The sequence below is a fragment of the Natrinema gari JCM 14663 genome (assembly GCF_000337175.1).
Lineage (GTDB): Archaea > Halobacteriota > Halobacteria > Halobacteriales > Natrialbaceae > Natrinema > Natrinema gari.
Genome location: NZ_AOIJ01000086.1, coordinates 92,896 through 107,520, shown reverse-complemented (window position 1 = coordinate 107,520; position 14,625 = coordinate 92,896). Strand labels below are relative to the sequence as shown.

Below are 14,625 nucleotides of genomic sequence, written 5' to 3'. Positions count from 1 at the left end.
TAACGTTCGACCCGGCACTACGAGTCGTTCGTCGGCAGGGCAGCCCGCCCGAACCAGAAGTCCGCGATCGCCTCGATCAGCTCGGCGTAGGCCTCGGGCTCGGACGGTTTCGTGAGAGAGGCGTTGGCCGCAAGCTCGTAGCTCGCTCGAACGTCCTCGACGGCCGCCGATTGCGTCAACACGAGCACGGGCAGCCGCGCGAGCTTCGGCTCATTCGTGATCGCCTCGAGAAGCCCGAGACCACTCAGCCGCGGCACGTCCAGATCAAGCAACACGAGATCCGGAACCGAGGGTGGCTCGTCGCCGCGTTCGGTCAGCACCGTCAGCGCTTCGTCGCCGTCGGTGGCGACCCGAACCGACGTTTCGGCGTCGACCTCGTCGAATGCCTCGCCGATGCGCCGAACGGCTTCGGCCTCGTCCTCGACGAGCAGGACGTCGACAGGCGCATCGTCTCGGCGGCTCATCGGCGGATCACGCCGACCGAGTGAATGAGTAGGGAGTCCAATCCAGTAATCATCCCCCTCTAGTCGGGGAACTCTTGTAACGTTGCTTGCTAAGTGGTTTGGTCGGTCCCGGAGCGACGGGTTCAGGTCCTGCGACCGAACGCGCCACTGAAGCCCGCGGCTCCCGTTACGCCGGTGAATGCGACTCATCGCGCATCGCGGCTTCGCCGCGACCGCCCCCGAGAACACGATCGGTGCCATCCGGGCCGCCGCCGAGCACGCCGACGCCGTCGAGTTCGACGTTCGACGCTGTGGCTCCGGCGAACTCGTCGTCGTCCACGACGAAACGATCGACCGCATCACCGACGGGTCGGGCAGCGTCGCGGAGACCCCGCTCGCGGAACTCACCGACTACTCGGTGCTCGGGTCCGACGAGCGGATTCCGACCCTCGCGGACATGCTCGCGGCCCTGCCGCCGTCCGTCGAGGTCACGCTCGAACTCAAGACGTCCGGCATCGCCGCGGACGTTCTTACGGCGCTCGAGGAGGCCGCCGTCGACAATCGTGTTATCGTGACGTCCTTTCTGGTCTCCGAACTGCGGGCGATCCGCGAGTGCGACCCGGACCAGTCCATCGGGGTGCTCGTGAGTCGCCACCTCGAGCGGCCGGTCACGACCGCGGTCGAACTCGACTGTGACGTACTCGGTGCGAACCGCTGGCGCTGTCTGGCGACCGGGCTCGTCCCGCGGGCGAAGCGCGTCGGACTCGAGGTCCACGCGTGGACAGTCGAGCGGCGATCGGTGGCGATTCTGCTCGGATGCCGAGGCGTCGACTGCGTCTCGGCGGATCGGCCGATCGCCGTGTGATCGCGCGGCGTCGAGACAGGGCCACCGCTATTTAGAAGACCAGCTGAGACGAGTGACACACCCCTCGAACGGCCGTCGTGTGAGTCTCGTGTGCAATGGGCGTTCAGTGGCTCAGTGACGTTCAGTCGCTACTGGTGTCGCCGACGGTCGTCACGGTCACGGTCCGGGTTCGCGGTCCATCACACTCGACAAGCAACACCGACTGCCAGGTCCCCAGCGCTAGCTCCCCGTCTACGATCGGGATCGTCACGTCCGGACCGAGCAGCGCCGCTCGCAGATGGGCGTCCGCATTGCCGTCTAACTCGTCGTGTGCATGTCCTTCGTCGGGGACCAGATCACCCAGGAACGACTCGAGATCACCCCGGAGCCGCGGCTCGTCCTCTTGGACGACGAGTCCGGCCGTCGTGTGCTGAACGAAGGCCGTACAGGTGCCCGACTCGAGGTGGTCCGGAACGGCTGCGGCGATGCGGTCGGTTACGTCGACGGTCGTCAACCGGGACTCGGTCTCGACGCTGACGTTCATGGTCGGAGCAACGGCCGCGAGCATCGACTGCGTTACGGTTCGTGGCGACCGTTATCGGCCGTCGGAAAGGCGTCTCAGGGCCCACGACGCGCGATCGCGGACGTTCGGTGCCGGGTCATCGGTCGCGAGTTCCCGCAGTCGCGACACGGCCGCGTCGACGCGTCCATACCCGAGCGCAACGCAGGCGTTCGCCCGGACGGTCGCGTGGTCGTCCGCGAGGAGTTCGCGCAACTCCTCGCGAACCGGGGCGACCGCGTCACTGGTCTCGGCGGCGATGCGGGCCACCGTGACCGCCGCGATAGCCCGCGTCTCCGGGTCTGAAAAGGAAAGCGCCGCCGCGAGATCGGCACAGACCGGTTCGACCGCGTCGGGATCACAGTGGACGACATCGCCGAGACAGCCGATCGCGTCGTGTCGCAGCGCTCCGTCGTCGTGGTCGACGAGACTCGCGACGTGCGTCACGAACTCGAGGGTGGACAGTTCCCCATCGGACCGCGCCAGCCGACCGAGCGCTCGACACACCGGCGGCCCGTTTTCGATCGGGTTCGCGGCCAGCGCGTCGACGAGGATCGGCGCGACCGGTTCGATCGCCGTCGGTTCCGCCGTCGAGACGCGGGCGATCGCCTGCAACCCGTGGCGGTCGTACCCGCGTCGGCGATCCAGCACGTCGGCGATCGCCTCAAGATGCTCGACCAGGACGTCCGGCCGCTCGGCCGCGACGGCGGCGAGACACCGGAGGAGTTCCCGCGCCACCGGCTGGTCGGCGTTTTCACGGGCGACCGTTACGATCGTGCCGGTCGACGGCGCGACATCCGTCGGTGCGTCGGCCGCCAGCTCCGCGAGACAGGCGGCGATCTCGTCGCGAAACCCCAGCTCCGGTCGCTCGAGCAGCGACCGTAACTTCGGTACCGTCGGGGCACACGCCGCCGCCTGTCCCTGGTCGTCGATCGTGGTTCGAATCCGGCGGACAGCGGCCCGTTGCTCCGCCGGGTCCTGGTCGTCGAGTCGTGTCAGTACTGCTGGCAGATCGACCCCGGTGGCCCCCCGGCCCCGAGGCTCGACGGCCTCACCCCCATCCCCATCCATCGTGTCCCTGCATTGGCGAACGATGATGTAAGGGTTCTGGCCAACGGCCCCCGGACCGATGCGCTCGGAGGAGGCAGAATCCGGGTCGCAAGCGCCCTTACGCGAGCCATTCGTCTGGCTTCGTGTCGTAATCGATGTCGTCGGCAGCGAGGTGTTCGACCTCCTCCCAGGGCACGTCTTCGGTCGTCACCGTTTGGCCGTTGTACCGGATCACTTTGCCCTGCTCTTCGGGTTCGGGCTCGCGATTGCGGCGCTTGGCGACCTCGATGTCGTGTTCGTCAACCTCCTTGACGATCGTCAGCAGGTTCACCGGCCGCCCCCACAGTTCGAAGATCCGCTTGAGCGTCTCCGTGGCCTGCTCGAGATCGAGCATGACGCCGTTGTACTGGTGGCCAAGCAGTAGTTCGTTGGCGTTGTTGTAGTTGCCGTCGTAGACCGCGATGGTCGGCTTCCCGAAGTTAGTGAACTGCAACAGCAGCTTCTTTTTGACGTCCTCGGCCGCGTCGCTGGCGACGTGGAACTGCCCCGTCGCCTGGGAGTGTTCGTAGGTGAAGTAGTTGTTCTCCGTGATGAACTCCTGGGTCAGGAACTCGTCGAGGAATGTCACGTCGTTGTGACTCTCCCGGACGTCGAACATCCGGTTCCAGCCCGCCGTGAAGTCGACATCGTCGAGGGCTTCCTCGACCGACGCATAGCGGGCGTCGTCGAACAGGTACCGACCGATCCGCTCGAGTTCGTTCTGGTTGACCCGGCCGAGGAACCCGCGGTGCTGGCGCTTGACCAGCGAGTAGTGGCGACGCGCCAACCCCGTCTCGGTCAGTACCTTCCAGGGGTAGCTCGAAACGTCGATCTCGCCCGCGCGGGCCTTCTCGACGGCCTCGCGGTCGACCCACTCGTCGGAGACCTCTTCGAGTTCGTCGAGCGTCTCGGGAGTGATCGTCTCGATCGCCGCCGGCGGCTCGAGTCGCTCGAGGACATCGTCGAAGTCGACGACATCGACGAGGTTGCGCCACGAGATGCCCTCGACGCGCAGCAGTGCCTCGAGGACCTCCCGCCGGTTGGTCGTGTTCTCGACGTACTCCCAGAGTTCCATCCCGAGGCTGTAGGGATTGAGCCCGCCCGACGCCAGTACCTTCGCCATGTGGTCGGCGTAGTTAACGAACTCGTCGTCGCCGGCGAAGGCTTCGTCGGTCATCATCGTCGACTCCCAGTAGGCGGCCCAGCCCTCGTTCATCACCTTCGTCATCTTCTGGGCGGCGAAGTAGTAGGCTTCCGCCCGCATCATGTCGAGGATGTCGCGTTGCCACTCTTCCATCTCGACGCCGCGGCCGGCCTCGTCGTCGTACTGTTTGCCGTGTTCACGAACGAAGGCCAGCAGGTCCTTCTGTGGCTCCTCGGGGAAGGTCCCAGTCAGCTCTTCGTCCTCGAGTTGCTCGACCCACTCCTCGGTGAAGACCTCGCCTTTGATCTCGTCGGAGAGTTCGAGTTCGTCCAACTTCTCGGCAAGGTCCTCGTCGATTCCCTCGATCGCGGGTCCATCGACATCGAGCCGACGGCTGAACACCTGATGCTGATCGATGTTGTCCTCGAGCGAGAGACAGTGGTCGATCCACTTCTCGACCTCGGCGCGGTCGATCTCGGGATCGGACATATACTCGTCAATCGCCCGCGCGTGACGCTCGAGCATGGCCGCGGCGTTGACCTGGTCCTCGTCCGCGCGCCCGCTGGTGAACAGGCCGAACCAGTCGTTGTTGGCGAAGAAGTCCGAGTGGGCCTCGACGTGGGTGATGACCGCCTTCTGGTCGGCGACCGTGTTGGACTCCTGAAGGAACGCGTGCGCGGGATTATCGTTGTTGACGATCTCGAAGGCCTTCCCCCCCGCGTACTGGCCCTGCTTTTGTTGCTTGTCGTACTGCATTCCCCACCGCCAGTGGGGGTACCGGCTCTGGAACCCGCCGTAGGCGATGAGTTCGTTCATCTCGTCGTAATCGATGATCCAGTACTTCACCGGATAGGGCTCGAGGCCGAGTTTCTCGGCAAGGTTCCGGGCCTCGTCGACCGGCTCCTCGAGGTCGCTGGCGATCGCCTGTTTGCGGAATCTGTCCGAATTACTCATTTGCAGTACCCTCCGTCGAGAGGATCTCGTAGATCGCGTCCGTCACGTCCGATTCGTCGTTGACGTACGCCACCGCGATGTCGTCGGCGTCGGTGCCGAAGTGGCGCTCGAGTTCCTCGGCGTGGGTGGCGTTGATCGCGTTGCCGCTTGGCTGGGTCTCCACGTAGGCGTGGAGGTTCGCGGGGATCTGCTCCATCATCGGAACCACGCGCTCCTCGGTGTCGTTCGAGGAGTTTTCCGAGTCGCCCGCGGCGAAGACGTACCGGTTCCAGTCGGCCCAGGGGTAGTCCTCGAGCAACTCCGCGGCGAGTTCGTACGCGCTCGAGATCTTGGTGCCGCCGCCGCTGCGGATTCCGAAGAACTCGTCGCGGTCGACCTCCCAGGCGTCGGCGTCGTGGGCGATGTAGACGAACTCGGCGTTGTCGTACTTGCCCTGCAGGTACCAGTCCAGCGGGGTGAACGTCCGCTCGACGAGTTCGCGTTTCTTCTCGCGCATCGATCCGGACACGTCGCGGATGTTGACGACGACGACGTTCTTCTCTTTCTCCTCGATGATCTCGGGGTGACGGTAGCGCTCGTCCTCGCGGCGGAAGGGGACGTGCTGGATCCCCTCGCGACGGATCTTCTGCTGGACGCTCTCGCGCTCGACGTTGTCTTCGACATCCTGAATCGAGTCCCACGTACCGCGTTCCTCGTCCGGGATGTCCTTGTAGGCCTCTTCGATCCAGGCCATCGACACCGGCAGGTTCTCGCCGCGAGCCCACTCGAAGACCTCGCGGGGCGAAACCCCCTCGACCTTGCAGAGTTCCCGCAGGAACTCCTCGTCGAAGTCCATCGCGAGTTTGCGCTTTAATCCCTCCTTGAACATCCGCTCGAAGTCGAGCGTGCTGTTCGGGCCGGTCCGTGTGAGATCGGTGAATGGGCCCTCCTTCTCCTCGATTACTTTCTTCCCCTTGGGGTCGAGATCGAGCCCGAGCTCCTCGTCGAGCTCCGCGGCGAACTCCTCGGGGTCCATCTCGTAGTACTCGTGATCGCCGCCGTCCTCGCCCGGCTCGCCGTCCTCGCCGTCGTCGTCACCCGGCTGTGGTTGTGGCTGGCCGACCGGCTGGCCGGTATCAGGCGTGCCGTCCTCGCCCTGCCCGACGCCACCCTGATCGCGTTGGTCGTACTCGAACTCCGGCAGCGAGACGATCTTGACCGGGATCTTGATCTCGCCCGGCCGGCTCTGGCCCAGGTCGCCGTACTGGATGAAGTCGGCCAGATCTTCGCGACGCTGTTCGCCCACCTCTCGGAACCGCTCGAGGTCGTCTCTCAGTCCCATCTGTAGCTCACCTGTCCCATAACGTGTCTGCTGGTCAGTTCGGCCGACGCCGGCGAGTAGCCGAAGAGATCGACCATCGTGTCGATCGTACTCTCCTTGACGGTGGCCGTCTCGGTCCCGCTTGGCGGGTCGCTCCACTGGCGCGGGTCGAAGTCCTCGAAGGTCCGCTCGACGTCGTCCCAGTCGTGGCTCTCGAGGACGGTCTTGATCACCGGGATCGCGGTGAGATCGACGTCTTCGACGGCGAAGTCCTCATCGCGGTGCTCCCAGGCGTGGCGGTTCAGCGACGTGATGACCTTCTCGCGGCGGAAGTTCCGGACGCTCTCGCGGGGCTGGTTCCCGTCGTACCCGCTCTCGGAGAACCGGCCGAGGTGCTCGATCTCGAACAGCTTCATCGTCAGCGGATCGGGCTCGACGCGCTCCCCGCGGTCGTTGTACAGCGGCTCCTCGGTCTCCCAGGCGTAGACGTGTTCGACGTACTCGGCGACGGTCTCCTCGTCGACGCGTTTGTCGTGCATGATGGCCTCGATGACATCGCTCTCCTGTTGGTCGTAGATGTAGTTTTTCACGGGCACGACGCGGTTCTCGAACTCCGAGCGCTCACCCGTCGAGAAGACCGGCGCGTCGATCAGCCCCTCGACCATGGCGTTTAACACGTCGCGGGGCATGACGATGTCCTCGACCGACAGCTCGGCGTGGTGGCGATCCCGGTCGGTCTGGAGCAGTTCCGCGAGCGTGTCCCGGGTGTACGTGACCGGGATGCCGTGATCGCCGTCGTTGCCGTCCCCGTCGAAGTCGAACTCGTCCTTTTCGCGGCGGCTGTCGCCCTCCTGGAGGTAGCCCTGATCGTAGATCAAGGCCTTATCGACCAGATCGAGCCCGTTCGGGAGGTGTTCTTCGTCCAGTCGCGTGACGACCGCGTACAGCGCGGCCGCCTCGATCGCGTGCGGCGCGAACTCCTGTCCCCGCGTCTCGCCGTCGCGGTCCTTGACCGTCACCGTCACCGGGGCCCGAATCCGATCGGCGAGTTCGTCGTAGCTCTCGGCCTCCCAGACCGCCATCTCGTTGGTCAACTCGCGGCGAATGAGTTCCGTCTCGAGGCTCAGATTCGTCAGATAGCCAAAGCGGTGTTTGTCCAGCCGCCGCTTGAGCGCCTTCAGCGGGTCCATCCCGTTCCGATCGGCGTGCTGGTTGAGCTGGGCCTCGAGGTCGGGGTTCGAGATGATCAGCAGCTGTGAATCGACGTCCATCCCGATCCCTTTGTCCAGCTTCACCGACTGCTCGTCGGGGACGTTCAACAGCTTCTGGAGGAGATCGGCGTGTTGGGCCGCGTCCTCGACGATCGTCAGCACACCGTTGCCCTGCGAGAGCACGCCGTCGTAGCTGAACGCCTGCGGGTTCTTCCGGCCCCGCGAGTCGAGTTCCTGAAGCATGCCGTGCATCCACGAGCCGACGAGCCGTTCTTTGGGCGGGCCGTCGTCCTCCGAATGGAGGATCCCGACACCCTGTCCCGTGTCGACGACGTAATTTTTCACGCGGAGGTGGCTCTCGTCCGTGATCGCCGAGAACAGTTCCTCCTCGCCCGCCCGGCGGTAGCGCTCCTCCAAGAAGTCGTACGCCTCCCGGGAGAACGGATCGAGCTGTGCGTCGACCTGGATCGGCACGTGGTCGTCGAGGTCGGCGTTGAGTTGCTCGAGGAGATCGTCCCGCACCTCCGTGGGAAACACCGACAGCGGGTGGGCCTGGACGGGACTCTCGTACCAGTCCTGCTCGTCGGTGGCGCTTGCGTCGTCGCCGTAGCTCAGCCCCCGCTCGCCGCCCTCGGCGGTCGAGATGTTCCACTCGACGGTGTAGCGACGGCCATCGGGCGTCTTCGAGTACTCGCGCAGGCCGTTGACCAGACAGCGTTTGAGTTCGGACTTGCCGGTCGCGGTCGGGCCCTCGAACCAGATGATCTTCTCGTCTTTCGCCCGGCCCGCAGCGATCGACCGCAGGTCGTCGACGAACCTGTTGAGCACCTCGGTATTCCCGAGGATCGCGTGCTCGCCGTCGTTGTACGGGTCGTCGAAGAAGCGGTAGCGCTCCTTTTCCTCGCCCTCCTCGACGACCGTACGCGTACCCGCGGCCTCGATCGCCTCGAGCAGGTACTTCGAGGCGTGGGAGGCGATCGACGGGTTCTCGAAGATCCGATCGACGTACGCCGCGAGGGACATCGGCTCCTCGTAGGTTTCCTCGAGCGCGCGGTCGGCCTCGGTGACGTAGTCGTGTCCGGTCATGTTAGTCGGCCTCGTGTTCGCTCATGTTAGTCGTCCATCTCCGCTTTGGCGACCTCCGCTCCGGCGAACTCGAGCACCTCCTTGGCACCGCCCTCGGAGTAGCCCTGTTCGATCAGCGCGTCGATCCACGCGGAGCGCTCGTCGTCGTCGAACTCGTTAGCGCTGACCAGCGCGGAGAAGTTGATGTTGTGTTTCTTGTCCTCCCAAAGCTTGCGCTCGAGGGCGCGGCGCAGGCGCTCGTTGTCCTGGGGGTTGAACGCCTCGCCCTCGCGGGCGCGGCGGGAGACCCAGTTGGAGACTTCCTGTCGGAAGTCCTCCTTGCGGTCCTCGGGAATGTCGAGTTTCTCCTCGACCGACCGGAGGAACGTCTCGTCGGGCTCCTGTTCGCGACCCGTGAGTTCGTCTTCGATCGTGTCGTCGTCGATGTAGGCCATCACGTGGTCCATGTACTTCTCGCCCTGGCGCTGGATCTCGTCGATATCGTACGCGAGGGCGTGGCGGACGTCCTCGATGGCCCGCTCCTTGTATTCCTCGCGGACCGTCTCGAGGTAGCGGTAGTAGGTCTCGAAGTTGTCCTCCGGAATCGAGCCGTGGTGTTCCAAGTTCTCCTCGAAGAAGTTGAACACCGTCAGCGGCGAGAGGAACCCGCGCTGGCGGTGTTTGGAGTCCATAATCGCCTCGGCGATCTCGTCGCCGATAAAGCGCGGTGAGATTCCGACCATGCCCTCGCCGATCTCGGCCTTGAGTTCGGCCTCCTCGCGGAGCTTCTTCGTGTCGATGTCGTCACCCTCGTCGATCTCGCCGTTGTAGGCCTTGGCCTTCGAGAGGAGCCCGACGGTCTCGGTGTCCGGCTCCTCGATACGCGTGAGAACGCCGAACAGTCCAGCCATCTCCAGGGTGTGGGGCTCGACGTTGATGTCGGGGACGTCGGCGTTTTGCAGCATCTTCTCGTAGATGCTGGCCTCGTCCTCGTAGGAAAGAACGTAGGGGAAGTCGATCCGCTTGGTGCGGTCATTGAACGCTTCCATCTTCTCGTCGCCTTTCTTGTCCTTGTACTCGGGCATGTTCGTCCGGCCGACGATCACCTGGTCGATGTCGATCCGGGGGTTGTTCTTGGGCTTGATCGTCTGCTCCTGGGTCGCATGGAGGAAGTCGTAGAGGAACTCCCGCTGGAGTTTGAGCAGTTCCTCGCCGGAGAAGATGCCGCGGTTCGCGTTACAGAAGGCCCCCGAGTAGTCGAACGCACGCGGATCGCTCTCACCGTAGATGGCGATCTTCGAGTAGTTGACGTCGCCGGTGAGTTCGGTCTCGTCCTGGTTCTTCTTGTCCTTCGGCTCGAAGGTCTCGAGGCCCTGTCGCTTGTTCTCGTCGGCGACGAACCGGACGATCTCGACGTGGTTCTCTAAGACCTGCTGGAGGTCGTCCTCGTAGTAGGCCAGCAGCTTGTCCATGTAGAACTCGCTTTCCGGATCGAGCGCCTGCTCGTTCTGGATGGTGTAAGGCGCGTCGAGGTTCTCGTTGAGATCGTCGATGACCCGCTGGCGCTGCTCTACGGGCAAGAGCACGAGCGGGTCCTGGTTCATCGGGGAGCGGACGGAGTCGTCGGCCGGGTCCTGGTCCTGGATGACATCACAGAGGTTCGTCCACCGGAAGGTGTACATCCGGCCGTCGTCCCGCAGCGTGTAGTCCTCGAAGTACTTGCGGACCTGCTTGTCGAAATGGGACTTGCCGGAGCCGACCGGCCCGAGCAGCAGCTTGATTCGCCGTTCTGGGCCCAGCCGGCGGGCACCCGACTTGACCTTGTTGACGAACTCGTGGATCGACTGGTGGATGACCTTCCCGTAGAAGGTGTTCTCGCCGTCACCCAGCGGGTCCTCGCTGGCGAGTTGGTACTCGACCATCCCTTCGGTCTCGTCGTAGGTCGTGCCGTAGTAGTCGAACATGTCCGCGACGCGCTGGTGGGCGTTACGGGCCACCTTCGGGTCCTCGTAGACCACCTCCAGGTACCAGTCGAAGGACTTGGTTTCCCGAAGGTCCGCGGGCATCGATTCCTTGTAATCCGTACTGAGCTGCTCGAGTGTTTCGATGTCACCGGTCATGGTATCATTGCCAGTTGCGGGGTTCCCCCGGTTGCTGTGCAGTCGTCCGTGATCCGCGGACTGCGTAGACGTCGTTCGACCAGCCGTGGCATCGCGTGGCCGAACCGTCGGAATCCGTCGCCTCGCGTTCACCCGACGTGAGCGCGTCGTGTTCGTCGGACTCCTCGAGGGGGGGCTCGGGGAGCGTAACCCGTTCGTGGGCGGCGGCGATTTGCCGTGTCATATGTCATCTATCACCACTCGGCGTTGCGCGATGCCTCGTCAGCGGATCGGGCAACGCTGCGCCGGGGACGGACGCGGAGTGGATCGGCCCGGCAAACGGATACCGATAGTATTTAATGAGTGAGTAATCCAGCTACTTAACCTTAGCCCCAAAAGGTATTTGTCAGGACTTTATTCCGGGAGAATATTGCCAGCACGCTGTGTTGATGTTCGGTATCACACCGCATATTCGGCCTCATTTGATATAAATTATCGGCCTGCAGCGTCCACGTCGGCTCGCGCGCGCCCCATCGAACGGGCATCACCGCCGTCGGACCAGCGGAACCGAGCGGCCATCCGACCACACCAGTGGCGACGGGGATTTACGGTGAGGGGACCTACCGCCAGCCATGTCGGATACGAATGCGGATGGCGTGGGTGACCGCTCGCGGCTCCCGGACGCATGGACCGTCTGGAGTCAGGGCGAGCAGGGACGGCTCGTCCTCGCGTACCGACCGGACGTGTTCAACGCCGCGGACTTCCCCGCTCCCTGTCTGCCGACGCTGTATCTCACCCACGGCAAGCGAACCCGCCGACCCGGCGTCAACCCCGCCGATACGGTCGATTCCGCGGACTGGTTCGTGACGCTCTACCTCGAGCCGGACGTTTCGCTGAACGAGACGCTGCGATACCCGACCCGGGACGACGCCCTCGAGCGAACGATCGCACTCGCCCGGCAGTTCGACGCCGGCGAGATCGACTATCGAGACCTGTACCAGGTCCCCCGGGAGACGTACTTCGAGCGACTGGACGAGCTCACCGGCGACGGGACCGACGGCTGAATCGGTCCACCCGCATCGCCTGCTGATCCGCACTCGATCTTCCGGCGCTCGACGGGACGTGACGCTTAACCGCCAGTGGCGACTACCACGTCCCATGTCGACTGTTACGCTCATCGGCTCCCGGCTGGCCGAGCCAGGAACCGAGTTCGTCTACGAAGGGGAAGCCGACGCCTGTACCGGCTGTCCCTATCGCAGCCAGTGTCTCAACCTCCAACCGGGCACGAAGTACCGCGTCACGTCCGTCCGGGAGAACGCCCAAACCCTCGAGTGTGCCATGCACGCCGGCGGGGTCCGCGCCGTCGAAGTCGAGCCAGCCGCGACGCGCGCGAACATCACGTCGAAGGGTGCCTTCGCCGGCAGCAAGACGAGCCTCCCCGGCCCCTGCCCCTACGTCGAGTGCCCGAGCCACGAGTACTGCGAGCCCGACGGCGTCTCGTTCGACGAGGAGTACCGCATCGCCGAGATCATCGGCGAGCCGCCACACGAGGTCTGTCACCTCGATCGGTCGCTCGAGTTGGTCGAACTCGAGACCGAGAGCTAACGGGAACCGCACGCTCTACGCTCGCTCCGGCACGGCCGCTGGTCGGGTACTTCCCTGTTCTGCAGTGAGAAATTCCGTCCGATCGGCTCTGGTGAATCGCCATACAGCTCCGGGTTCTATAGTAACCGTTAGAATCTTCCGCTCAGAGATTGTTGCTGTAGTTAATGGACCATCTCGACGAGATTTCTGTCGAAGAACAATCTACAGCTGGCTGATGCGACTTGATACGGACGAACCGCTTGAGCAAGCTGTATCTGATGCTCATAGATCCGGAAGAAAACGAAAACTCTCAGAATCGCAGCAAAAAGAATTCGAGCAAACCGTTCACCAACCGCCCGAAGAGGTCGGGATTGACGCGCCGGCGTGGACGCCGGCGCTCGTCCAGGAGTTTCTTGAAGATATCTACGATGTCGAGTACTCCTACCCGAGTTGTCGGCGGTTGCTCAAAGAAGCTGGACTAAGCTATCAAAAACAACGCCGTAGAGCCGCCAAAGCCGAAGAATCCGACCAAGAGGGATTCTACGACGAGATCAAAAAAGCGATCGGAGATGGACGTCAAAATAGTCTGCATCGACCAAACCAAGAAATCCGTCCCGCTCGGTCGCGTGCCGCGCGGAAACCACGCGGCACGCGGTCGAGCGTCGAACTCTCCGGTCAACGCGACTGGACGTGTCTGCTCGGCGCGATCACCGAAGACGGCGGGTGCTTCTTTTCACGATTCACCGAGTACGTTACCGCCGATCACACGAAACATTTCATTCTCGCGTTATGCAACGAATTCAGAGAAGACTTGATCGTCGTGCTAGATGGTGCGCCGTATTTCCAGGCGTCGGCCGTCACGGACCTGGCGGCCCGTGACGACCTCGCCTTCGTCACGTTACCGTCGTATTCGCCGCAACTCAATCCGGTCGAAGAGTGCTGGCGACAACTCCAAAACGCTCTCAGCAACCGATTCTTTGACTCGCTTGAGCAACTAACCACCGCGATCGATACCGCTCTAGACCAACTTTTCGATTCCAAAAGTGGGCAATTATTTCTAACGCTTACTATAGTGTTCTGAGGCATTGTGAGAGCGTCTATCTGCTTCGTCACTGCCGAAATCTTCTACGTCACAGTCAAATCATCCCAGTATGACGCCTCAAGCAGCGTAGTTTCTCACCGAAGATCTCCGCCGTCCAGCGATTCACCAAAACCAAATCAACTACAGACGTTATTCCCGAAATCTACGGATTTATCTCTGAGAATACTGACTGTAAGCAGCTGTTCCTCACATCCTTGCATTTCTAATGTATGCGTGTACCACTCGGACTCATTTACAGTTGCAGTTACAGTATAACGTCTTCCAGTGGCAATACTATTTTCGCGTATTTCACTACCGGGTTCTAAACTATAATTGTTCGAATAAACTTCTCCTCCTTCATGAGATAGTGATATCTGCAGACTGATCTCCTCGCCTGATCTATTCATTATTACAATAGATACGGAACTCTGATCAAAATAACCGCATCCACCGAAAAGAGAGCATACTGATATCGAACTTATTTTTTTGATTGTTCTTCTTCGATTCATATAAAACGGTGTTTTCGATCCTACTTCTATCTGTCGTTCAATGGAGTGACATCAACATCAAGATCAAATGTTTGTCCTTCATCACGAGTGTACAACGTTTCCCGCCCACTCCTAGTAGTTTTGATTACGTAATATCCACGATCCCACCCTGCAGTCATCTCGGCCGTTACACGCCGTACAGCGATTCACCAGAGCTGTCCGATCCATTCCCGGTAGTTCACCGAGCGGTATGGCCGTCTCTCAGACCTCGAGCGCGCTTTCTTCGAGCCAGCTTCCCGCCCAGCACTCGATTTCGCCGAAGACCGGCTCGAGGGACTCGCCCTTGTCGGTGAGGCTGTAGTAGGTCGCGATGGGAGCGTCCTCCTCGATGCGGCGTTCGACGAACCCCATCTCGCCGAGGTCGTCGAGCACGCGCGAGAGGGTGCGGGCGTTCGCGTCGGTCGATCGCTTGAGTTCGTTAAACCGCTGTTCGCCGTCCAGCAGTTCGTGGAGTACCGCCAGCCGCCACTTGGAGCCGATCTGCTCGAGGGAGGCGATGACGGGACAGGCGTCGTCGTGTTGTTCGCGGGCTTTCGCTTGCGGAGAGGACATCTGTCGGTCTATGTACTCCCTACTTCGTGAACCGGTATAGTAGTTCTCATCCGAACCGGATAACATCGTGTTAGCGGCGTTCGGCAGGACTCGAGCCGATCCCAGTCGTGGACCGGCCACTATAGCGGGGCTCGAGACAAAAACAGGACCGA

At 62.6% G+C, this 14,625-nt stretch carries 12 protein-coding genes and 1 pseudogene; 4 read left to right on the top strand and 9 right to left on the bottom strand.

The features are described from left to right. Window positions 1-17: 17 nt before the first annotated feature. Complete coding sequence (locus C486_RS18740) at window positions 18-464, bottom strand: response regulator (protein ID WP_008459041.1); 447 nt, start codon at window positions 462-464, stop codon at window positions 18-20. Between the two features lie 178 nt (window positions 465-642). Here C486_RS18740 and C486_RS18735 point away from each other — a divergent pair, with 178 nt between their 5' ends. After that, entirely contained in the window at window positions 643-1,308 is a 666-nt protein-coding gene (locus C486_RS18735) for a glycerophosphodiester phosphodiesterase (protein WP_008459040.1), read from the top strand. Window positions 1,309-1,429: 121 nt separating this feature from the next. On the opposite strand, the gene C486_RS18730 is transcribed toward C486_RS18735, so the two are convergent. The 7 genes from C486_RS18730 to C486_RS18700 all read right to left on the bottom strand — a co-directional run bounded on the left by C486_RS18730 (window position 1,430) and on the right by C486_RS18700 (window position 10,952). Further along, window positions 1,430-1,855 (bottom strand): secondary thiamine-phosphate synthase enzyme YjbQ, encoded by a 426-nt coding sequence (locus C486_RS18730; protein WP_008459038.1) that lies wholly within the window; start codon window positions 1,853-1,855, stop codon window positions 1,430-1,432. Between the two features lie 27 nt (window positions 1,856-1,882). Then, window positions 1,883-2,917 carry a HEAT repeat domain-containing protein gene (locus C486_RS18725; protein ID WP_008459036.1) on the bottom strand — a complete coding sequence of 345 codons (1,035 nt, stop codon included), beginning with the start codon at window positions 2,915-2,917 and terminating at the stop codon, window positions 1,883-1,885. A 97-nt stretch (window positions 2,918-3,014) separates the two neighbouring features. Beyond that, window positions 3,015-5,033, bottom strand: a complete 2,019-nt coding sequence (locus C486_RS18720) for a SpoVR family protein (RefSeq protein ID WP_008459032.1) — start codon at window positions 5,031-5,033, stop codon at window positions 3,015-3,017. Beyond that, window positions 5,026-6,354, bottom strand: a complete 1,329-nt coding sequence (locus C486_RS18715) for a YeaH/YhbH family protein (RefSeq protein ID WP_008459030.1) — start codon at window positions 6,352-6,354, stop codon at window positions 5,026-5,028. The genes C486_RS18720 and C486_RS18715 overlap by 8 nt, the downstream gene beginning before the upstream one ends. Next, entirely contained in the window at window positions 6,345-8,630 is a 2,286-nt protein-coding gene (locus tag C486_RS18710; protein ID WP_008459028.1) for a PrkA family serine protein kinase, read from the bottom strand. The genes C486_RS18715 and C486_RS18710 overlap by 10 nt, the downstream gene beginning before the upstream one ends. A 26-nt stretch (window positions 8,631-8,656) precedes the next feature. After that, complete coding sequence (locus C486_RS18705) at window positions 8,657-10,729, bottom strand: PrkA family serine protein kinase (protein WP_008459026.1); 2,073 nt, start codon at window positions 10,727-10,729, stop codon at window positions 8,657-8,659. 4 nt (window positions 10,730-10,733) lie between these two features. After that, complete coding sequence (locus C486_RS18700) at window positions 10,734-10,952, bottom strand: hypothetical protein (RefSeq protein ID WP_008459023.1); 219 nt, start codon at window positions 10,950-10,952, stop codon at window positions 10,734-10,736. Window positions 10,953-11,340: 388 nt separating this feature from the next. Between C486_RS18700 and C486_RS18695 the strand changes: the two genes are divergently transcribed. The 3 genes and pseudogenes from C486_RS18695 to C486_RS20670 form a co-directional block, all read left to right on the top strand. Beyond that, window positions 11,341-11,772: a DUF5820 family protein gene (locus tag C486_RS18695; protein ID WP_008459021.1), complete on the top strand. Its 432-nt coding sequence runs from the start codon at window positions 11,341-11,343 to the stop codon at window positions 11,770-11,772. A gap of 94 nt (window positions 11,773-11,866) precedes the next feature. Next, window positions 11,867-12,313, top strand: a complete 447-nt coding sequence (locus tag C486_RS18690) for a UPF0179 family protein (RefSeq protein WP_008459019.1) — start codon at window positions 11,867-11,869, stop codon at window positions 12,311-12,313. A gap of 181 nt (window positions 12,314-12,494) precedes the next feature. Beyond that, a pseudogene (locus C486_RS20670) lies at window positions 12,495-13,353 on the top strand (IS630 family transposase); the annotation flags it as partial. A gap of 769 nt (window positions 13,354-14,122) precedes the next feature. Here the strand turns inward: C486_RS20670 and C486_RS18680 are convergent. After that, complete coding sequence (locus C486_RS18680; RefSeq protein ID WP_008459014.1) at window positions 14,123-14,473, bottom strand: winged helix-turn-helix transcriptional regulator; 351 nt, start codon at window positions 14,471-14,473, stop codon at window positions 14,123-14,125. Window positions 14,474-14,625 lie beyond the last annotated feature (152 nt).

What these genes read in the sequence shown, in the direction of transcription:
- C486_RS18740 (WP_008459041.1), bottom strand. Translation starts at nt 464, where the DNA reads ATGAGCCGCCGAGACGATGCGCCTGTCGACGTCCTGCTCGTCGAGGAC.
- C486_RS18735 (WP_008459040.1), top strand. Translation starts at nt 643, where the DNA reads ATGCGACTCATCGCGCATCGCGGCTTCGCCGCGACCGCCCCCGAGAAC.
- C486_RS18730 (WP_008459038.1), bottom strand. Translation starts at nt 1,855, where the DNA reads ATGCTCGCGGCCGTTGCTCCGACCATGAACGTCAGCGTCGAGACCGAG.
- C486_RS18725 (WP_008459036.1), bottom strand. Translation starts at nt 2,917, where the DNA reads ATGGATGGGGATGGGGGTGAGGCCGTCGAGCCTCGGGGCCGGGGGGCC.
- C486_RS18720 (WP_008459032.1), bottom strand. Translation starts at nt 5,033, where the DNA reads ATGAGTAATTCGGACAGATTCCGCAAACAGGCGATCGCCAGCGACCTC.
- C486_RS18715 (WP_008459030.1), bottom strand. Translation starts at nt 6,354, where the DNA reads ATGGGACTGAGAGACGACCTCGAGCGGTTCCGAGAGGTGGGCGAACAG.
- C486_RS18710 (WP_008459028.1), bottom strand. Translation starts at nt 8,630, where the DNA reads ATGACCGGACACGACTACGTCACCGAGGCCGACCGCGCGCTCGAGGAA.
- C486_RS18705 (WP_008459026.1), bottom strand. Translation starts at nt 10,729, where the DNA reads ATGACCGGTGACATCGAAACACTCGAGCAGCTCAGTACGGATTACAAG.
- C486_RS18700 (WP_008459023.1), bottom strand. Translation starts at nt 10,952, where the DNA reads ATGACACGGCAAATCGCCGCCGCCCACGAACGGGTTACGCTCCCCGAG.
- C486_RS18695 (WP_008459021.1), top strand. Translation starts at nt 11,341, where the DNA reads ATGTCGGATACGAATGCGGATGGCGTGGGTGACCGCTCGCGGCTCCCG.
- C486_RS18690 (WP_008459019.1), top strand. Translation starts at nt 11,867, where the DNA reads ATGTCGACTGTTACGCTCATCGGCTCCCGGCTGGCCGAGCCAGGAACC.
- C486_RS18680 (WP_008459014.1), bottom strand. Translation starts at nt 14,473, where the DNA reads ATGTCCTCTCCGCAAGCGAAAGCCCGCGAACAACACGACGACGCCTGT.